At 28.0% G+C, this 20,037-nt stretch carries 18 protein-coding genes; 15 read left to right on the forward strand and 3 right to left on the reverse strand.

The features are described 5' to 3' along the window. Positions 1-123: 123 nt before the first annotated feature. Positions 124-1,956 carry a translational GTPase TypA gene (gene typA / locus JW646_RS17830; RefSeq protein ID WP_074916419.1) on the reverse strand — a complete coding sequence of 611 codons (1,833 nt, stop codon included), beginning with the start codon at positions 1,954-1,956 and terminating at the stop codon, positions 124-126. A gap of 184 nt (positions 1,957-2,140) precedes the next feature. Then, positions 2,141-2,662 carry a 2'-5' RNA ligase family protein gene (locus tag JW646_RS17835; RefSeq protein ID WP_228415868.1) on the reverse strand — a complete coding sequence of 174 codons (522 nt, stop codon included), beginning with the start codon at positions 2,660-2,662 and terminating at the stop codon, positions 2,141-2,143. A gap of 250 nt (positions 2,663-2,912) precedes the next feature. On the opposite strand from JW646_RS17835, the gene JW646_RS17840 reads away from it, so the two are divergent. From JW646_RS17840 to JW646_RS17895, 12 genes are all read left to right on the forward strand, one after another. Continuing rightward, complete coding sequence (locus tag JW646_RS17840; protein ID WP_228415869.1) at positions 2,913-4,271, forward strand: M20/M25/M40 family metallo-hydrolase; 1,359 nt, start codon at positions 2,913-2,915, stop codon at positions 4,269-4,271. 138 nt (positions 4,272-4,409) lie between these two features. Continuing rightward, a complete protein-coding gene (locus tag JW646_RS17845; RefSeq protein ID WP_074916425.1) occupies positions 4,410-5,090 on the forward strand; it encodes a response regulator transcription factor in 681 nt (226 codons plus the stop codon). Next, positions 5,062-6,315, forward strand: a complete 1,254-nt coding sequence (locus JW646_RS17850) for a HAMP domain-containing sensor histidine kinase (protein WP_228415870.1) — start codon at positions 5,062-5,064, stop codon at positions 6,313-6,315. Before JW646_RS17845 ends, JW646_RS17850 begins: the two co-directional genes overlap by 29 nt. Before the next feature lie 60 nt (positions 6,316-6,375). Further along, entirely contained in the window at positions 6,376-6,600 is a 225-nt protein-coding gene (locus tag JW646_RS17855; RefSeq protein WP_074916429.1) for a hypothetical protein, read from the forward strand. A gap of 144 nt (positions 6,601-6,744) precedes the next feature. Further along, on the forward strand, positions 6,745-7,278 hold the full coding sequence (locus JW646_RS17860; protein WP_074916431.1) for a TIGR04002 family protein: 534 nt from the start codon (positions 6,745-6,747) through the stop codon (positions 7,276-7,278). Positions 7,279-7,301: 23 nt separating this feature from the next. After that, complete coding sequence (locus JW646_RS17865; protein ID WP_228415871.1) at positions 7,302-7,898, forward strand: TIGR04100 family radical SAM protein; 597 nt, start codon at positions 7,302-7,304, stop codon at positions 7,896-7,898. Between the two features lie 277 nt (positions 7,899-8,175). Next, a complete protein-coding gene (locus tag JW646_RS17870; RefSeq protein ID WP_074916435.1) occupies positions 8,176-9,552 on the forward strand; it encodes an NCS2 family permease in 1,377 nt (458 codons plus the stop codon). A 229-nt stretch (positions 9,553-9,781) separates the two neighbouring features. Then, complete coding sequence (locus JW646_RS17875) at positions 9,782-11,212, forward strand: MATE family efflux transporter (protein ID WP_228415872.1); 1,431 nt, start codon at positions 9,782-9,784, stop codon at positions 11,210-11,212. Positions 11,213-11,453: 241 nt separating this feature from the next. Continuing rightward, the gene (locus JW646_RS17880) at positions 11,454-12,692 is read left to right on the forward strand and encodes a peptidase U32 family protein (protein ID WP_148556700.1); all 1,239 of its coding nucleotides are present in this window, start codon (positions 11,454-11,456) and stop codon (positions 12,690-12,692) included. A gap of 27 nt (positions 12,693-12,719) precedes the next feature. Further along, positions 12,720-13,586, forward strand: a complete 867-nt coding sequence (locus tag JW646_RS17885) for a methionyl aminopeptidase (protein WP_074916442.1) — start codon at positions 12,720-12,722, stop codon at positions 13,584-13,586. 156 nt (positions 13,587-13,742) lie between these two features. Next, entirely contained in the window at positions 13,743-14,687 is a 945-nt protein-coding gene (locus JW646_RS17890; protein ID WP_228415873.1) for an L-lactate dehydrogenase, read from the forward strand. Positions 14,688-14,820: 133 nt separating this feature from the next. Continuing rightward, positions 14,821-15,132: a hypothetical protein gene (locus JW646_RS17895; protein WP_074916446.1), complete on the forward strand. Its 312-nt coding sequence runs from the start codon at positions 14,821-14,823 to the stop codon at positions 15,130-15,132. Between the two features lie 207 nt (positions 15,133-15,339). Here JW646_RS17895 and nhaA read toward each other — a convergent pair whose 3' ends face one another. Further along, positions 15,340-16,497 carry a Na+/H+ antiporter NhaA gene (gene nhaA / locus JW646_RS17900; protein WP_228415874.1) on the reverse strand — a complete coding sequence of 386 codons (1,158 nt, stop codon included), beginning with the start codon at positions 16,495-16,497 and terminating at the stop codon, positions 15,340-15,342. A gap of 217 nt (positions 16,498-16,714) precedes the next feature. Here nhaA and JW646_RS17905 point away from each other — a divergent pair, with 217 nt between their 5' ends. From JW646_RS17905 to JW646_RS17915, 3 genes are all read left to right on the forward strand, one after another. Then, positions 16,715-17,215, forward strand: coding sequence for a QueT transporter family protein (locus JW646_RS17905; protein ID WP_074916449.1), 501 nt, complete (start codon positions 16,715-16,717; stop codon positions 17,213-17,215). Between the two features lie 23 nt (positions 17,216-17,238). Next, entirely contained in the window at positions 17,239-17,964 is a 726-nt protein-coding gene (locus JW646_RS17910; protein WP_074916451.1) for a hypothetical protein, read from the forward strand. Between the two features lie 218 nt (positions 17,965-18,182). Next, a complete protein-coding gene (locus tag JW646_RS17915; RefSeq protein ID WP_228415875.1) occupies positions 18,183-19,808 on the forward strand; it encodes an ABC-F family ATP-binding cassette domain-containing protein in 1,626 nt (541 codons plus the stop codon). Positions 19,809-20,037 lie beyond the last annotated feature (229 nt).

Below are 20,037 nucleotides of genomic sequence, written 5' to 3' on the forward strand. Positions count from 1 at the left end.
TTGCTCAAAGGCATCTTGTTGGCGACATGAAGTGTAGCGCCCACGCAGTGGCTTAAGCGAAGGGAATTTTTCATAGTTAACATAAAAAACAGAGATTAAATATAATCTCTGTTTTTTTATTAATTATTGTCCTGAAGATCTTCTTCTTTTATTGTATTGAAGTCTTTCATGCTCATTTAAATATTTCTTTCTAAGTCTTATAGAATCTGGAGTTACTTCAACTAATTCATCATCATCTATAAACTCTAATGCTTCTTCAAGAGTAAATGTTCTTGCAGCATTTAACTTTATGGCATCATCTGAACCAGAAGCACGAACGTTAGTTAACTTTTTATTTTTAGTTGGGTTAACTATCATATCATCTTTTCTAGAGTTCATACCTATTATCATACCTTCGTATACATCTACACCTGGATCTACGAACATAGTAGCTCTTTCGCTTAAAGCAGCTAATCCGTAAGCCATAGTAGAACCGTTAGTTTGAGATATTAACACACCATTAGCTCTTGATGGTATTTCACCTTTGTAATCCTCGTATCTAGCAAATGAACGAACCATATTACCTTCACCACGAGTATCATTTATAAATTCAGATCTATATCCTAAAAGTCCACGAGTAGGACAAGAGAATTCTATTTTAACGAAATCTCCTTCTATAGACATAGCTTCCATCATACCTTTTCTTAAGTTCATTTTGTTTATAACAGTACCAGAGTAAACTTCTGGACAGTTTATTATAACTTTTTCAATTGGTTCTTGTAATTTTCCGTTTTCATCTCTGTGCATTAAAACTTCTGGTTTAGAAACACCTATTTCATAACCTTCACGTCTCATGTTTTCAAGTAGTATAGATAAGTGAAGTTCACCTCTACCAGATACTCTATATCCGTCAGTTGTATCCATAGGTTCAACTTTTAAACCAACGTTAACTTCTAATTCTTTGTCTAATCTATCTTTTAAGTGTCTTGTAGTAACAAATTTACCGCTTTTACCAGCAAATGGAGAATCATTAACTAAGAAGTTCATAGAAAGAGTAGGCTCTTCTATATGTATCATTTCCATTGGTAAGTGATGACCAACTTCACAAATTGTTTCACCTATAGATATATCAGGTATACCTGCTATTACTACGATGTCTCCTGAGTGAGCTTCATCAACGTCAACTTGCTTTAATCCCTCATAAACAGAAAGTTTAGAGATTTTTCCTCTAGTTACAACTTCTCCTGCTTTACATACTGAAACTTGCTCTCCGCTTTTTACAGTTCCTTTGTAAACTCTACCGATTCCAAGTCTTCCTACAAAGTTATCATATGCAAGTGCAGATATTTGTAATTGAAGGTGTTTATCATCATAATTTGGGTAAGCTGAAGCATGTTCAACTACAGTTTCGAATAAAGGAGATAAATCTGTAGAATCATCATCCATTTCTCTCTTAGCTATACCTTGTTTAGCTATACCATATATGATAGGGAATTCACATTGTTCATCAGTTGCATTTAAGTCTACGAATAAATCGAATACTTCATCAACAACTTCTTCAGCTCTTTGATCTGACTTATCTATTTTGTTTATAAATAGTATTGGTCTTAAACCTAATTCTAAAGATTTTTGTAACACGAATCTAGTTTGAGGCATTGGTCCTTCAGATGCATCAACTAGTAATACAACAGTATCAACAGTTTTAATAACACGTTCAACCTCAGAAGAGAAGTCACTATGACCTGGTGTATCTACAATATTGATTTTATAATCTTTATAGTTTATAGAACAGTTTTTAGAATATATTGTTATACCTCTCTCTGCTTCAAGGTCATTACTATCCATTACACAGTCTTTAACTACTTCGTTGGCTCTAAATACACCACTTTGAGATAAGAAAGCATCAACTAAAGTTGATTTTCCAGCATCAACGTGGGCAATAACAGCTATATTGATAATTTTATGTTTTGTTGTCATTTATTTAATTTTCCTTTCTAAAAAATAACTTTTATAGTATATCATACCACAGTAAAAAAGTAAAATAAATTAAAGTCAAATTATTACATCATTATTAGTATTAACGTAATTCATAAAAGAAAATCATAAATAAATAATAATAATTATATTTTATAAGAATATGTATAACAGATACATTTTTATATTAAAAAAAGTATTCTTTATGTAGTTTCCAAGTATTATCTTCCCACATGTATATGCAAATATTATCAAATTCACAATGGAATTTAAAAGGAAATTGATTTACATAGTTCCACAAATCCTTATATATCTTTTGGATTTTTTTAGAACTTACAGTTACATGAAAAATCTTATTTTTTCCATCTTTTTCAGTGAAGTTAATATAATTAATTTTGCTTAGTTCATCAATTAATTTATCATGTAATTTTTTAGCCTCATCACTCATATTTACTTTCATAAAAATTACTCTGTCATCAAAATGATCATACCCATTTAAAATGTAATTAGCTTTCTTGTTATTTTTTACAAAAGTTTCTAATACTTCTTCAAGAGACTTAATATCTTCTTCTTCAAAAGGAGACTTGATAGTAAAATGAGCTGGCAATTTCGAAGATTTTGCTTTAAATATTTCATATACTTCTTTTCTTAATTTATTATTAAAATTTCCGGCCTCTCCCTTTATAACGCTAACAATTACGTATCTCAATTTTATACCTCCACAACTTTTTATTATTATAATATAAGATTTTGCAAAGATTATACAGATATTTAAATATTAGAAGCAAAATTAAAATAAATTCCCATCTAGAGTCGTCGGTAAAAGATTTAAGAAAATTTAAAATATTTGAATAATTAATGTCTGTTAATTATTTTTGGATGTATAATTAAAATAAATGTATGGAAAAATAAAGCAATGATTTTTAAATTAAAAAATAATACTAATTGGAGGGTTTTATATGGAAATAAATATTGAGAAAGCTGCGATTAATTTGAGTAAGCTAATCAAAATTGAATCATTGTCAAATGAAGATTTTTCTAAAATTGATTTTCAGCCTTTTTTTCAAATTAAAAAATATTTGGAAGAATTTTACCCTAAAATACATGAAAAAGCACATATAGAAACAATACATGAAGGCGCATTTTTATATAGAATTAAAGGGGAAAAATCTGAAAAACTACCAATATTATTCATGGCTCATATGGATGTGGTTCCTGCAGCAAAAGATACATTAGATAAATGGAAACATGAACCTTTCGCTGGAATAGTAGAAAATGATATAGTTTGGGGTCGTGGTGCTAAAGATATGAAAAGTCAACTAATTGCTATGTTTGAAGGAACAGAATATATATTAAATGAAAATAAGCAACTTGATTTTGATATATACTTATCACTCGGATTTGATGAAGAAGTAGGGGGGAGAAATGGTGCAAAATATGTTGCAGACTACTTGAAAGAAAAAAAAATAAAATTTGCTATGATAATTGATGAAGGTGGAATGATATCAGATGGTATATTGGGTCTAAAAGAAGAAATTGCTCTAGTAGGCACTTGTGAAAAAGGATATGCAGATATAAAAATTTCTTATAATGCACAAGGGGGACATTCATCCATGCCACCACAGAGTACTGCACTTGGAAAAATATGTGAAGCAGCTCGTAAATTAGAACAAAACCAAATGCCACTTAAAATCACAGAACCTTTAAGTGAAATGTTAACTAGACTTAGTAAATATACAAATGGTATTAGCAAAGTTGCCTTAAATAATAATAAAGTATTTTCGCCCATATTAAAAAGCATTTTATCTAAATCACCTGAATCAAATGCATTAGCAAGAACTACAACGGCTCTTACGATGGCAAAGGGAGCTGAAGCTACTAATATTTTACCAAATAGTGCTTATATAATAGTTAATTTTAGGATATTGCCAGGGGATACCTTAGATGACTTATTAGCTCATATTAAAAATGTTATTGGAGAAGAGTTTCAATTGGAAGCACTAATTACTAAAAATCCTTCTAAGTTATCTAAAATTGATGATAAGTTTGATTTAGTAAGTAAAAGTATTAAGTTAGCATACGAAAATGTTTCTGAAGTTGTTCCATTTATTATGGTAGGTGGAACAGATTCTAAACACTTCGATGATTTAAGTGATCATATATATAAATTTGGCCCTTTTAGATGTAATAGTGAAGACCGAAAGGTTATTCATGGAATAAATGAATTTATGACTTTTGAAGATTTAAAAATAGGAATAGAGTTTTTTTATAATCTTATCAATCAATACAATGAATACCTAGTAGGAAATAATATTTAAATTAAATGCATTGAATGTATAAAAATTTCACCATAAATTCACATCTGTATTATAATATATAAGTAAAATATTTATATTTTTTTAATAAAAAATAAAATAATAGGTATTTAAGGTATATAAAATTATAGGAGTGATTAAATGAATACATCTATTTTGGTTATGGAAGATGATGTGAATATACAAGAATTAATAGTGGAGTTTTTAAAAGCAGAGGGATATGATGTTGATTATGCCAGTGATGGTATAGAAGGAATACAATTATTTAAAAAAAAAGAATATGATTTAGTATTGTTAGATATAATGATGCCAAATTTAGATGGTTATTCTGTATGTAAAATGATTAGAAAAAGTTCTAATGTACCAATAATATTTCTAACTGCAATGAATGAAGAAAGTAATCAACTGAAGGGATTTGAGTTAGAATGTGATGATTATATAACAAAGCCCTTTTCATTTAATGTTTTAATTCAGAGGGTAAAAGCAGTTTTAAGACGTGGTAAAAGTAATCTAAGTAATGATTTCTTAACCTTCGAAAAAATAAAGTTAGATTTAAATACTTACTCAGTCCAATTAGATGATAATAATATAGAGTTAACTTTAAAAGAATTTAATATTTTAAAAACGTTAATAGAAAAATATCCTCAAGTAATAACAAGAGAAAGTTTATTGGATAGTATTTGGGGATATGATTATTATGGTGATACAAGAATAGTAGATGCTCATATAAAAAATCTTAGAAAAAAAATAAGCCTACCATATATTAAAACTGTAAAAGGAATAGGATATACTCTTGAAAAAGATATTGAAGCTTTGGAATAGCTTAAATATAAAATATAAGTTATTTACTATTACCTCAGGGCTACTTCTATTCTTAGCATTTATAGTTTATTTAACTTTGTATTTTTTTATGCCAGCATATTATCACCAATATAAAATTGAACTATTAAAAAATAGTGTAAATTCCATTGTGGAAGATTCTAAGTTTTATGACTTGGAAGAATTACAACAGAGACTTTATTTTTTAGGTAAAAAACAAAATGTTGCAATGATATTAACAGATGATAAAGGATTTATTATTTTTGGTAAGAATGAACAACACATTACTAATAAGTATGCTGGAGATATTCCCATGTCTAATCAGATAAAGGAATATACAATAAGGGCAACTATAAAAATAAAAGAAAGTCCTGATTTGTATCATCTAGAAATTGCAATGCCTCTTCAACCAATAGATGAGGCAAATACAGTACTTAGAAATATTTTGCCATTTATAATATTTTCAGCTTTTTTCATAGCCTTACTTGGAGCTTATATTTACTCTAAGACAATAACAAAACCATTAATAGAAATTATTAATAAAGAAAGAGAAGAAGAGCAAAAAAGAAAAGAGTTTATTGCAACTATTTCTCACGAATTGAAAACGCCAATAACAATAATAAGTGGTCAATTAGAGGGAATGATATATAATGTAGGCAAATATAAAGATCGAGATACCTACTTACAAAAATCATATGAATCTACCCAAGAACTAAAAGTATTAGTAGATGAAATGATGGAAATATCAAAAAATGAACTGCAAGAAAAAGATTTAAAAATAGAGGTTATTAACTTAAGTGAGATGTTAAAACAATTAGTAAATAGGCAAAGCTATTTAATTGAAAATAAAAATTTAAATCTCGTATACAAGGTAGAAGATAAATTATTTATAAAAGCTGACAAAGAAAAAATCATAAAAGTCTTAAATAATTTAATAAATAATGCGATTAAGTATTCTCCTAAAAACGAAAAAATAATTGTGAAAGCATTTAAATCAAAAGCAAGTAAAACAGTAGTTTTAGAAATAGAAAATACAGGAGTTACAATTGAACAGAAGTATCTAAGTGAAGTCTTTAATCCTTTCTATAGAGTGGAAAAATCTAGGAATAGAAAAACAGGTGGTAGTGGGTTAGGTCTTTATATAGTAAGCAAAATACTAAAAAGTCATAACCTTTATTACAAAATGGAAAGTAAAAAAAATTCTGTTTTATTTACTATTTATTTTTAGATAAATAATTTTCATAAATTAAGGAAAAATATATCTAAGAAATAAATAGGAGGTATGAATATGAATCTAAAAAATGATATGGGAAATATGAAAGATGATTTGAAGAAAGGTTTAGATAAAGTAGGAGATGGAATGAAAAATACTGTTAGTAGTATAGGTCATGCAGCTGGGAAATTTACTAATGCAGTAAAACATACTACTATGGATCTTAAAGATGATATGGTTGGTATGATGTCTGACGTTACTGATAAAGCTGACGACATAAAAGATGAAATGAAAAAATAATAAAAAGGAACCTTTTAAGGTTCCTTTTTATTATTCATAAGTAATTGTACTAATACAATGTTGGAATAATATACATAGTTATAATAAATATGCAAAAGTGTATTATAATTATCTTGATAGAGTATAGAATTTGGAGGAGAGATAATGGAAAATACAAAACAGCAAAAAACAAATGTATCATCGAAAACTAGAACATTGGTATCTGCAGCCTTATTTGCAGGTATTATATGTATTACAATAGCTTATTTTCTTCATGTACCAGTAGGGGGTAATGGTGGTTTTGTTCATGTAGGTGATGCTTTTATATATTTGGCAGCAGTACTTCTTCCTACACCTTATGCAGCCTGTGCAGCAGCAATAGGAGCTGGTATGGCAGATATACTTACAGGATCTGCAAACTGGGCTTTAGCAACAATAATAATAAAACCAATACTTGTTTTATTTTTTACAAATAGAAGTAAAAAAATTATTAATACAAGAAATATATTTGCAGCAATAATAGCAGGAATAGTTGGGACAGTTTTATATATGATAGCAGAAGGAATAATGTATGGAAGTTTTGTTAGTGCTTTTGTTTTATCATTGGTAGGTCTTGTTCAACCTTTAGGAAGTTTTATAGTATTTGTAGTTATAGGTTTAGTATTTGATAAATTAAAAATAAAAGAAATGGTAAAATAAGCATACAAATGGGGGAATTGAAAATGACAATTTTATATGATTACAAAGAAAGTCTTTATGTTAATATAACAAATAAGTGTCCATGTTCTTGTGTTTTTTGTATAAGAAAAGAAACAGATCATGTGGGAAACAGTGATAGTTTATGGCTAGACCATGAACCTACAGTAGAAGAAGTAAAAAATGAATTTAAAAAATTTAATTTAGAAAATTATGATGAAATAGTCTTTTGTGGATATGGTGAGCCATTAGTAAGAATAAATGAAGTTATAGAAATTGCAAAATATATCAGAAGTATATCTGATTTAAAAATAAGGATCAATACTAATGGTTTATCTGACTTGATTCACAATAAAAAAACAGCCATTTTGCTAAAAGACAAAATAGATTCTGTGTCTATTAGTTTAAATGCACCTAATAAAATAAGATACAATGAAGTAACAAAGCCTAAATTTGGAGAAAAATCCTTTGATGCATTATTGAACTTTGCGGAGGATTGCAAAGAGTATATTGAAGAAGTAAACTTTTCTGTAGTTGATGAAATTAATAATGATGAAATTGAAGAAGCGCAAAAACTGGCTGATAAAATGCATATTGTCCTTAGAGTAAGACATAAAAACTAGGTGAAAAATAGCTTATTGAAAAATAAGCTATTTTTTATTGTGAAATATTATTAATCTGATATAATTACGAATTATTATTTGGATATAATAAAATATATTCGTAATTATGTTGACATTATGATGTTTGTATTCTAAAATTATACTTGTGAAATGGTATTATATGGAAAATAAAACTGTGCTTATATAACCACATTTATATAAATACTATTTCATAGGAATATGAGAGTATAAAATTTGGGGATTAATTTATTATTAAATTACGGAGGTGTTTTGATTAATGCAAGTAGCGAAACAGGAATCAAATACTATGACAAAATTATTTCCTATTCTTGAAAATCAGGAAGTAAATATGAAAAAGGAGATAATGGCAGGGGTTACAACATTTTTAACTATGGCATATATTATAGCTGTTAACCCAAGTATATTATCAGAAGCTGGTATGCCTGCAGGAGCATTGGTAACAGGAACATGTTTAGCGGCAGCAATAGGATGTTTTTTAATGGGGGTTATTGCAAACCTACCATTTGCTTTAGCATCTGGAATGGGTCTTAATGCATATTTTACTTACACAGTAGTTTTAGGTATGGGAGTATCTTGGGAAGTTGCTTTAACAGCAGTATTTGTTGAAGGTATTATTTTTATAGTCTTATCATTATTAAAAGTACGTGAAGCAGTAGTAAATGCAATTCCAGTAAATATGAAATTGGCAGTATCTGGAGGTATAGGTTTATTCATAGCAATTATAGGTTTTATTAACTGTGGTCTTGTTGTGAATAGTGATGCCACATTAATTTCGATGGGACATTTTACTCCTCCAGTTTTGATAAGTTGTGTCGGAATTGTAATAATAGCAGTATTATCCAAAAGAAATGTTAAAGGTTCAATATTAATAGGTATAGTTATTTGTTCGTTGATTGCTTGGGGGTATGCTTTATCTAACCCGACAGTTGCTGCAGACCTAGGAATATATTTACCAAATGGAATATTTAAATTTGAAAGTCCATTGCCAATAGCAGGTAAGCTAGATTTTAGTTATGCTACAAATCCTGCAAATCTAACTAACTTCATTTTAGTAATTTGTACTTTCTTATTTGTTGATTTTTTTGATACAGTAGGTACTATAGTTGGGGTTGCTTCTAAGGCAAATATGATAGACGAAGATGGAAATGTACCTCATGTTGGTAGAGCCTTACTTGCAGATGCTTTTGCAACTACTATAGGTGCAGGACTTGGAGTTTCAACAGTTACTACTTATGTGGAAAGTTCAACAGGTGTAATTGAAGGTGGTAGAACAGGATATACTTCCATAACAGTAGGAGTATTATTTCTTGTAGCTATGTTTTTCTCACCAATATTTATAGCAATACCTTCATGTGCTACTTCACCAGCATTAATATATGTTGGATATTTAATGCTTAGTACAGTAAAAGATATAGATTTTTCTGATATAACTGAAGGTGTTCCGGCATTCATAACAATAGGGACTATGGCGTTTACTTATTCAATAGGTGATGGCTTAACACTTGGAGTTTTATCATATGTAGTGATCAATTTATTATATAACTTAATTGCACCAAAAGAAGAAAGAAAACAAATTTCGGCAGTAATGGTAGTTCTTGCAGTATTATTTGTTTTAAAACTTATTTACTTATAGTAAAAATAAAAGAGAAGTTAGCTAAGAGCTAATTTCTCTTTGTTTATTAAATCTTGATATTAAATAATAAAAAACATAATATATATGATGATATTGACAATATAATTTACTATATATACACTTAAATTAATGGGTATTCTTAACTATTGTATAGTTATAATACCCATTATTCATTTGATAATAGTTGTCGACGCAACTATTGTGGTTATAAAAGGGGGAGATTAAACATATGTCAAGTGAAAGTATAATTCAAGAAAATAAAATGGGTACTATGCCTGTAAATAAATTAATTATAACAATGTCCCTTCCAATGATTGTGTCCATGTTAGTTCAAGCATTATATAATGTTGTAGATAGTATTTTTGTTTCTCAAATTAGTGAAAATGCTTTAGCGTCAGTATCACTTGCTTTTCCTGTTCAAAATTTTATGATAGCTGTAGGAGTGGGTACAGGAGTAGGTATAAATGCTCTTCTATCTAGATCTTTAGGGGAAAAAAAATATGAAGAAGCAAATAATGCAGCAAACAATGGAATATTCTTGGCAGTTTTAAGTTATTTAGTTTTTTTAGTCATAGGTATATTATTTAGTAAATCTTTTTTTCAGTGGCAAACAGATATAAAAGAAATTGTAGAAGGTGGATATGATTATTTAATTATTTGCACCACTTGTTCTTTTGGCTTATATGGCCAATTAGTATTTGAAAAACTAATGCAATCTACAGGAAAAACAATATATTCTATGATGACTCAATTAACTGGAGCAATAATAAATATTATATTAGATCCTATACTAATTTTCGGATTGCTTGGTTTTCCTAAAATGGGCATAGCTGGAGCAGCCATTGCCACAGTAATAGGGCAAATTAGCGGAATGAGTTTAGGAATTTACTTAAATAGTACAAAAAATAAAGAAATAAAAGTTAAGATCAAAGGTTTCAGGCCTAATCTTAAAACAATAAAAGATATTTATTCTGTAGGCGTACCTTCAATCGTAATGGCATCTATAGGTTCAGTTATGACATTTGGTATAAATAAGATTTTACTTGTATTTACCTCTACAGCAACTGCAGTATTTGGAGTATACTTCAAGTTACAAAGTTTCATATTTATGCCTGTAATTGGTATTAATAACGGTATGGTTCCAATTGTATCTTATAATTATGGAGCCAAATACAAAGATAGGTTGATGAAAACTGTAAAAATAAGCATTACTTATGCAATAATAATAATGATTATTGGTTTATGTATATTTCAAATTTTCCCAAAAGAATTATTAAGTTTATTTAGTGCATCACAAGAAATGATAAATATCGGTATTCCAGCCCTTAGAATAATTAGCCTTAGCTTTTTATTTGCAGGGTATTGTATAGTTGTATCTTCCATGTTTCAAGCCCTTGGCAATGGAGTAATGAGCTTAATTGTATCAATAGGTAGGCAGTTAGTTGTATTGCTTCCTGTAGCATATTTACTATCCAAAACAAACGATTTAAATCTTGTATGGTGGGCTTTTCCTATTGCAGAATTAGCATCTGTTTTTCTAAGCGTTTTAGGATTCAAATATGTATATAATAAGGAAATAGTGCCATTAACTAAAAGAGAGGGAAGCTTAAATGAGGAAAATAACAGTGTTAAAATTATAGAATGCACAAATGAAAATTAATATTTAAAAGAGCAGTAATATTTTTATATCATTGCTCTTTTTTATTGTCTTAGGTTATGTGACATTAGATTAATGTGCTTAAAAATAATTTCTAAGGGTAATTTTAATTTATATGAAAGATATTGTGGTATAATAAGTATGTAAAAGTTCAAATAGAACATATTTATAATATCTTAATTTAATAATTAAAATATATTAATTGTATATATTACTAGAAATATATAAAAACAAAGGAGACGAAATGAGAGAAGTAGAATTATTAGCCCCCGCTGGTGATTTAGAAAAACTAAAAATAGCTTTTGAATATGGAGCAGATGCTGTTTACATAGGTGGAGAAATTTTTGGTATGAGGTCAGCAGCAAAAAACTTCACTAAAGACAACATGATAGAAGGTGTGAACTTTGCACACGAAAAAGGTAAAAAGGTTTTTGTTACTTGTAACATAATACCAAGAAGTGAAGACTTACAAGTGCTTAGAGATTACTTAATAGAATTAGAAGAAATAGGAGTAGATGCTGTAATAGTATCAGACCCTGGTGTATTTAAAATAGTAAAAGAAACTATACCTAACATGGAAGTTCATATTAGTACCCAAGCAAGTACAACAAATCATGTTGCTGCTAACTTTTGGTATAACAAGGGTGCTCAAAGAATTGTAACGGCAAGAGAGTTGTCCTTTGAGGAAACGAAAGAAATAAGAGAACATATTCCGCAAGATATGGATATAGAAGCATTTGTTCATGGAGCAATGTGTATGTCTTATTCAGGAAAATGTACAATAAGTAACTATACAACAGGAAGAGATGCAAATAAAGGTTCATGTGCACAATCTTGTAGATGGAAATATACTTTAATGGAAGAAAATAAGGGTGAATATACTCCCGTTGTTGAAGATATTGATCCAGAGTTCTTTTTTAATACAAAAGATTTATGCATGATAAAATATATCCCACAAATTTTTGAAAGTGGAATAACTTCATTAAAAATAGAAGGAAGAATGAAAACAGCCTATTATGTAGCAACAACAGTGAGAGCTTACAGAATGGCAATAGATGAGTATTATAAAGATCCTGAAAATTGGAAATTCAATCCCGTATGGTTAGAAGAATTGAAAAAAGGAAGTCATAGAGATTACTCAACTGGGTTCTTCTTAAATAGACCTGATGAAAATTCTAACAATTATGAGTCCGCATCTTATATAAGAAATTACGATTTTATAGGATTGGTTAAAGGTTACGAAGAAGAAACGGGATTATATATAGTTGAGCAGAGAAATAAAATGTATGTAGGAGATAAAATTGAAGTTATTGGACCTTTTAAAGATACTATGTTTACTGTTATTGAAGAAATGTATGATGAAGAAGGAAGTCCAATAGAGTCAGCGCCTCATGCTAGACAAATAGTTAAAATGAAAGTTGGAATAAAGTTAGAGAAAAACTATATATTAAGAAAGCCTATAGAAAAAGCAAGAATATTATAGATATATATTAAGGAAGTGAGAGTATAAATGATTATAGGAAGAAATGATAAATGCTGGTGTGGTAGTGGTGAAAAATATAAAAAATGCCATATGAATTTTGATGAAAAAATAAAAGAATTTAAGTCAAAAGGTTATGAGGTGCCACATAGAAGTTTAATAAAAACTCCACAGCAAATAGAAAAAATAAAAGAAAGTGCTAAAATAAATAATGAAATTTTAAATTTAGTTGGACAAAAAATTAAAGCAGGTATGACTACTGAAGAAGTTGATCAAATAGTACATGAATATACAGTATCACAAGGAGCTATACCAGCACCTCTTGGATATAGTGGGTTTCCTAAGAGCTGTTGTACATCAGTGAATGACCAAATATGCCATGGTATACCAGATGGATATATTTTAAAAGATGGTGACATAATAAATGTGGATGTTTCTACAATATTAAATGGATATTATTCAGATGCATCTAGAATGTATATGATAGGTGAAGTAAGTGATAATGCTAAGAAATTAGTAGAAGTAACAAAAGAATGTATGATAAAAGGTATAGAAGCTGTTAAACCTTGGACTAGACTTGGAAATGTTGCATATACAATAGAACAACATGCAAAAGCAAATGGTTATTCTGTAGTTAGAGAATTTGGCGGTCATGGTATAGGATTAGAGTTTCATGAAGATCCATTTGTATTCCATTATGGAACTAGAAATGAAGGAATGCTTATGGTACCTGGAATGATATTTACTATAGAACCTATGATAAATGAAGGTCATCATGAATTATATATAGATGCAGATAACGGATGGACTTCATATACAGAAGATGGAAAACTTTCTGCACAATGGGAAAATATGATACTTGTAACAGAAGATGGATACGAAATTTTAGCGTATTAATAAAAAAGAACACCTTTAAAGGTGTTCTTTTTTATGTGTTAAGTGAATTAAATAAATATAAAAATCAATAATATATAATAAATATGTATTGACGTTGATAAAAATTAATATATATAATATATTTTACGAAATATAACAGACTTCAGGAGGGACAATATGAAAAAGAATAAAGTAGTTATAGTTGGTGCAGGAATGGTGGGTATGAGTTATGCCTATTCAATGGTAAACCAAGGAACATGTGAAGAGTTGGTTTTAATAGATATAGATAAAAATAGAACTGTTGGTGAGGCATTGGATTTAAATCATGGATTAAGTTATGCACCTAGAAAAATGAAAATATATTCAGGTGATTATAGTGACTGTAGTGATGCAAATATAATTTGTATAACAGCAGGAGCTACTCAAGTACCTGGAGAAACAAGACTTGATTTATTACATAAAAATACTAAAATAATGAAATCAATAGTGGAAGAAATCAAGAAAACTAGTTTTGATGGAATAATTATAGTTGCTTCAAATCCAGTAGATATTATGACTTATGTTGTTTGGAAAACATCAGGATATGACAAATCAAAAATAATGGGATCAGGAACTACTCTTGATACAGCAAGGCTAAGATTTGGATTAGGTGAAAGACTTGGAGTAACACCAAAATCTATACATGCCTATGTAATGGGAGAACATGGAGATTCTCAATTTGTGGCATGGAGCTATGCCTTAATGGGAGTTCAACCAATATATCAAGTAGCATCAAAGAAGGGTGCAAAGGTTAAATTTGAAGATTTAGAATTGATAGAAGATGAAGTTAGAAACATAGCTTATAAAATAATAGATTGCAAGAACTCAACTTATTATGGAATAGGTATGGCTTTAGCTAGAATTACACAAGCAATATTAGAAAATGAAAACAGTATACTAACAGTATCATCATACTTAGATAATAAATATGGGCATACAGATGTATTTATAGCTGTGCCAAGTGTTGTAAATGAAACTGGAGTTAGAGAAGTGATTGAGCTTCCTTTGGAGAAGAAAGAAAAAGTTAAGCTTGATGATTCAATAGAAATAATGAAAGAAAATATAGAAAAATTAGATATATAACAAATAGGAGAGGATTAAGTATCTTATTTGTTATAATAGAATTAATACATACAAAGTACATGATTAATTCATATGTAATTCATATGGATTTGATAATATTTTATTATAGAAAAAATGAAAAGGAGACAACTAAATGAAAAAAGGGAATAAAAAAGCTATTATACCAATAGTATTATATGTGGTTGCTGCTCTTATAGCAGTATATTCTATATTTACAATATATACTTCACATACATATATTTCTAGTCTTGTAGCAGCAGGTAGTATAGTTATAAAAGATCAATTAGCAGACGTTATAAGTTACTATGTAAGTACTTCAATGCCATATGTATTTTATGCAATAGTAGTTTGGGCAATAGGATATATAATTAATAAATTAAATAACTTAAATCCTACTACTATTAATAACGAAGATGTTAAATCACAAGAAGAGAAAATAGACTAAAAATAAAAATAGCTATCACATTAAATTTGTGAATAGCTATTTTTTGCATTTTAGGAAATTATAGTTCGATTTGCGCTGTTGACAGCTCTGCAATTAAGTTTTATCAATTTATTTAGAAAATGTAAAAAATGTGCTTTTGAGCAACGGAGTTGCCTGAAGCGGTAGCGAAGGCATCTCGTTGGCGATATGAGCGGAGCGAATTTTTTATTATATAATATGTAATTCTTTAAATGTTTTTATACATAAAGATGAAAGTATTATAGAGGTTAAGCTACTTATCAATATGCAAAGTTTAGATATACCTATAAGTTCTACATTGCCAATATAAGCGACTTCTGAAACAAATATTGACATAGTAAAACCAATGCTAGAAATTAGAGACACAATAAATACGGATGTCCAGTTTAACTCCTTAGGTTTTTTTGATAGCCCTATTAAATTGCTAATATAGGTAAAAAGCATTATTCCTAGTGGTTTACCTATTAAAAGACCTAGATATATACCTAAAAATATAGTTGGATATTTTGACAAGTTTAAACTAGAGTCAATACTTATTCCTGTATTAGCAAATGCAAACAATGGTATTATAATAAAATTATTAAAAATACTAAAAAATCTTCTTGTTAAATGAGATACTGAATGTTTTCGTTTATATGATTTTGTAGGAATTCCTATAGCTAAAATTATTCCGCTTAAAGTTGAATGAATTCCACTAAGGTGAATAAAATACCATAAAAATAGTCCTATTAGTAGATAGAAAAATATGTTTTCAACTTTAAAAACTTTATTTGCAATGCAAATTATAATTAAACAAAAAAGAGAGAAAATAAAAAAAGATAAATTAATTTTTGATGAATAAACTGTGCCTATTAGTATTATGGAAACCAAATCATCTACTACAGCTAAAGATAATAAAAACATTTTTATTGAAGGATTTAAATACTTATTAAACAAAAAATAAATACCCATAGAAAAGGCGATATCAGTTGATATGGGTATGCAAATTCCATTAATAAAACTTGTATTTAAATTAAAATATGTAAAAATTATTGCAGGCATTATTACACCGCCTATAGATGCAATTACAGGAAAAGAGGCTTGTTTAAAAGAAGATAAACTTCCGTATAAAATTTCATCTTTTATTTCTAATCCTGCTAATAAAAAAAATATTGACATTAAAAAGTCATTAACAAAGCTATGTAAATTAAAGTCATTTATAATGTAAGTATTATAAAACAAGTTATCATATAAGTATTTGTAGGGACTATTGCATATATAAAGAGCAACAATTGTAGAAAAGATAAGCAATATACTTGTTATAGGCTCTATATCAACTTTAAACAATGTTTTATATTTTTTTTTCATATTATCACCTCATACTTAAAACTAATCTTTTGTTACTATACAAATTAAATAGTAAAAAGGAGTAAAAATTAGAATTACTTATATATGTATATGATTAATAAATAAAATAAATATTAAATCTTAGTGATTATCTTATTGAGATATTTATGGATTTATAATATAATCGTTCATGTTGCATAATAATTAAAGAAGTATAACTTATGCTTAGGAGGGAAGTATGACAAATAAAAATAAACAAATTGCTATAGTTGGATTAATAGCAGCGCTTTATGCTGTAATAACTTTAGCACTTGGATTTATTAGTTATGGACAAATTCAATTTAGAATTTCAGAAATATTAATGTTTTTACCTCTATTTGGTAAAGAATACATAATAGCTTTAACACTAGGCTGTTTTTTAGCAAATGTAGTAGGGCCATTTGGAGTTCCTGATATAATATTTGGTACGCTGGCAACTTTAATAAGTTCTATTTTAGTATACTACACGCCAAAGCTTACAAGGAACAATAAATATACATTATTTATTGCATCTCTTTGGCCAACAATAATAAATGCTTTAATTATAGGTTGGGAATTATACAAATTCTTTGGAGTGCCATTTGTTCTAGGATTTCTTCAAGTTGGATTTGGAGAATTTGTAGTTATAACTATAGTAGGTTTACCAGTTTTTAAAATGGTTAATAATAAATATGGCAATAGAATAAAAAATTTAAAATAATTAATTTTGCAAGGAGGCAACATATGGAGGAGAAATATTCTAAGTTTATAGGAGTAGGTATTGAGGGGATAAAAACTCTGAATTCATTTGAAAATAAATTAGAAAAAAACTTTAGTTTTGAAGAAATAAATTTAAACCAAGATGTGGATAAAGAATATGTTAGAGCTTTATTAGATGGAATAGAAATTTTATTTATATCTTATAACAGTGAAGAAGCAAAGGTAAAAGATATAGTAAAAGCTATTTCTTTTATGGCAAATGAGAGAAGAGTAATTTGTATAGGTTTGGACAGCTCACTAAAAGAAAATAAAGATGAAATGGGTCTAGATAAAGAAATAAAAATAAATAAATACAATAGTGAAAAAGTGCAAGATTTAATGAACATAGTAGTAGAAGCTGTTGATGAAAATTTATTTTTAGCTATAGATTACACTGATTTAAAAGAAATTTTTGATAAAGATGCAGCTATATCTTACTCTATAGAAGAATTTGAAAAAGATGCAACTGTTGATGAAATAGCTAAATTACTTACAGAAGAAACATATACTACTGAAGGCCAAGAAGTGAAAAAGAAAGCTTTAGTATTTTATGAAATGCCTCAAAATTTAATAGAAAATGAATTAATATTTATAAATAACGTTAATATGAAGATAAATGAGATATTAGGAAATACTTATGATATTATGTTTTCATATAATGCTACTAAGCATAACAATGACAAAGTTAAAATATGTTTAATAAGTAAATAATATTGAAATTTTAAGTAGTATTAATAAGATTGCAAGCAAATAAATTTGTTTGCAATTTTTATATTTTAATAAAATTATATGGGATTTAAATTAGTATAGTTGTTTTATAAAAAAATATTATATATTCTAGTTATAGACTTATTGACTAAAGTGATTATTTATTATAAGATTAGAATGTTGTGTTTTATAAATGACTATAAGAGAAAGGATTGATATATATGTTACAAGTTACTAATATTGGACTTAGATTCGGTGATAAAGAATTATATAAAGATGTTAACTTAAAATTTACTAAAGGAAATTGCTACGGGATAATAGGAGCTAATGGTGCAGGAAAAACTACTTTCCTTAAAATATTATCTGGTGATATAGAGCCAAACACAGGATCTATAAGCATAACAGAAAAAGAAAGAATGTCTGTTTTAAGGCAGGATCACTTCAGATACGATGAAGAAACAGTTTTAGATGTTGTTATAATGGGACATGAAAGATTATATCAAATAATGAAAGAGAAAGATGCTTTATATATGAAAGAAGATTTCTCAGAAGAAGATGGTATAAAAGCTGCAGAACTTGAAGGAGAGTTTGCTGAACTTGATGGATGGGATGCAGAAACAAATGCAGAAAAAATATTAATGGGTCTTGGAATAGACAAAGACTTACATTACAAGCAATTAAAAGAATTAGAAGGTGGAGAAAAAGTTAAGGTATTACTTTCTAAAGCTTTATTTGGTAAACCAGAAATATTATTACTAGATGAGCCTACTAACCACTTAGACTTCCAATCAATAAACTGGTTAAACAATTTCATAATGGACTTAGAAGATTCTATCGTTATAGTTGTATCACATGATAGACACTTCTTAAACCAAATATGTACAAATATAGTTGACGTTGACTTTGGTAAAATACAAATGTATGTAGGTAACTACGACTTCTGGTATGAATCAAGTCAATTAGCATTACAATTGCAAAAAGACCAAAATAAAAAGACTGAAGAAAAAGTAGCTCAATTAAAAGAGTTCATTGCAAGATTTAGTTCAAATGCTTCTAAAGCAAAACAAGCTACTTCAAGAAAAAAACAATTAGACAAATTACAAATTGAAGATATACAACCATCAAGAAGAAGATATCCTTATGTTGGATTTACTCCTGAGAGAGAAATAGGAAACGAAGTTTTAGAAGTTGAAGGATTAACTAAAATTGTAGATGGTGTAAAAGTTCTTGATAATGTATCTTTCAGACTTGATAAAGAAGACAAAGTTGCTTTCATGGGAGATGAAATAGCTATAACAACTTTATTCAATATATTAATGGGAGAAGAAACTGCAGATGCTGGCACATTCAAATGGGGTGTAACTACTTCTCAATCTTATCTTCCAAAGAACCACAATAACTTCTTCGAAGGATGTGAATATTCACTAGTTGACTGGTTAAGACAATTCTCAGAAGAAAAATCAGAATCTTTCATAAGAGGATTCTTAGGTAGAATGTTATTTAGTGGTGAAGAAGCTTTAAAACAAGCTCACGTTTTATCAGGAGGAGAGAAAGTTAGATGTATGTTATCGAAATTAATGCTTTCAAACTCAAATGTATTAGTATTAGACGATCCAACTAACCATTTAGACTTAGAGTCTATAACTTCTGTAAATAAAGGTTTAGAAAAATTCTCTGGAGTTATGCTTTTTAGTTCTCATGACCACGAGATGATACAAACTCTTGCTAATAGAATAATAGAAATTACTCCTAGTGGAATAATGGATAGAAAAACTACTTTAGAAGAGTATTTAGAAAATAAAGATATACAAAAACAATTAAAAGAAATGTATGCTGTTGAAAGATAGTTTTTAATAAAAAGAACGAATTATAATATAATAGTTTGTTCTTTTTTTTATAAAAAAAATGTTTTTTTTAGAAAAAAAATATATGAATTATATAAAAAATATATGTCAATATATGCAATATTATGAAAATGACAATATTTGACTTATGAACTTAAAGTATTATATAAACTAGATTTATTTATAGAAAAATATAATATATTAGATCTAAATATAGAGATAATTGAATATT

It is taken from the genome of Terrisporobacter hibernicus (assembly GCF_020809405.1).
Classification (GTDB): Bacteria; Bacillota; Clostridia; order Peptostreptococcales; family Peptostreptococcaceae; genus Terrisporobacter; species Terrisporobacter petrolearius.

Coding starts and splice junctions, on each gene's coding strand:
- JW646_RS17885 (WP_074916442.1), top strand. CDS start 12,720: ATGATTATAGGAAGAAATGATAAATGCTGGTGTGGTAGTGGTGAAAAA.
- JW646_RS17880 (WP_148556700.1), top strand. CDS start 11,454: ATGAGAGAAGTAGAATTATTAGCCCCCGCTGGTGATTTAGAAAAACTA.
- JW646_RS17910 (WP_074916451.1), top strand. CDS start 17,239: ATGGAGGAGAAATATTCTAAGTTTATAGGAGTAGGTATTGAGGGGATA.
- JW646_RS17865 (WP_228415871.1), top strand. CDS start 7,302: ATGACAATTTTATATGATTACAAAGAAAGTCTTTATGTTAATATAACA.
- JW646_RS17890 (WP_228415873.1), top strand. CDS start 13,743: ATGAAAAAGAATAAAGTAGTTATAGTTGGTGCAGGAATGGTGGGTATG.
- JW646_RS17855 (WP_074916429.1), top strand. CDS start 6,376: ATGAATCTAAAAAATGATATGGGAAATATGAAAGATGATTTGAAGAAA.
- JW646_RS17905 (WP_074916449.1), top strand. CDS start 16,715: ATGACAAATAAAAATAAACAAATTGCTATAGTTGGATTAATAGCAGCG.
- JW646_RS17845 (WP_074916425.1), top strand. CDS start 4,410: ATGAATACATCTATTTTGGTTATGGAAGATGATGTGAATATACAAGAA.
- JW646_RS17860 (WP_074916431.1), top strand. CDS start 6,745: ATGGAAAATACAAAACAGCAAAAAACAAATGTATCATCGAAAACTAGA.
- JW646_RS17875 (WP_228415872.1), top strand. CDS start 9,782: ATGTCAAGTGAAAGTATAATTCAAGAAAATAAAATGGGTACTATGCCT.
- JW646_RS17840 (WP_228415869.1), top strand. CDS start 2,913: ATGGAAATAAATATTGAGAAAGCTGCGATTAATTTGAGTAAGCTAATC.
- JW646_RS17915 (WP_228415875.1), top strand. CDS start 18,183: ATGTTACAAGTTACTAATATTGGACTTAGATTCGGTGATAAAGAATTA.
- nhaA (WP_228415874.1), bottom strand. CDS start 16,497: ATGAAAAAAAAATATAAAACATTGTTTAAAGTTGATATAGAGCCTATA.
- typA (WP_074916419.1), bottom strand. CDS start 1,956: ATGACAACAAAACATAAAATTATCAATATAGCTGTTATTGCCCACGTT.
- JW646_RS17895 (WP_074916446.1), top strand. CDS start 14,821: ATGAAAAAAGGGAATAAAAAAGCTATTATACCAATAGTATTATATGTG.
- JW646_RS17870 (WP_074916435.1), top strand. CDS start 8,176: ATGCAAGTAGCGAAACAGGAATCAAATACTATGACAAAATTATTTCCT.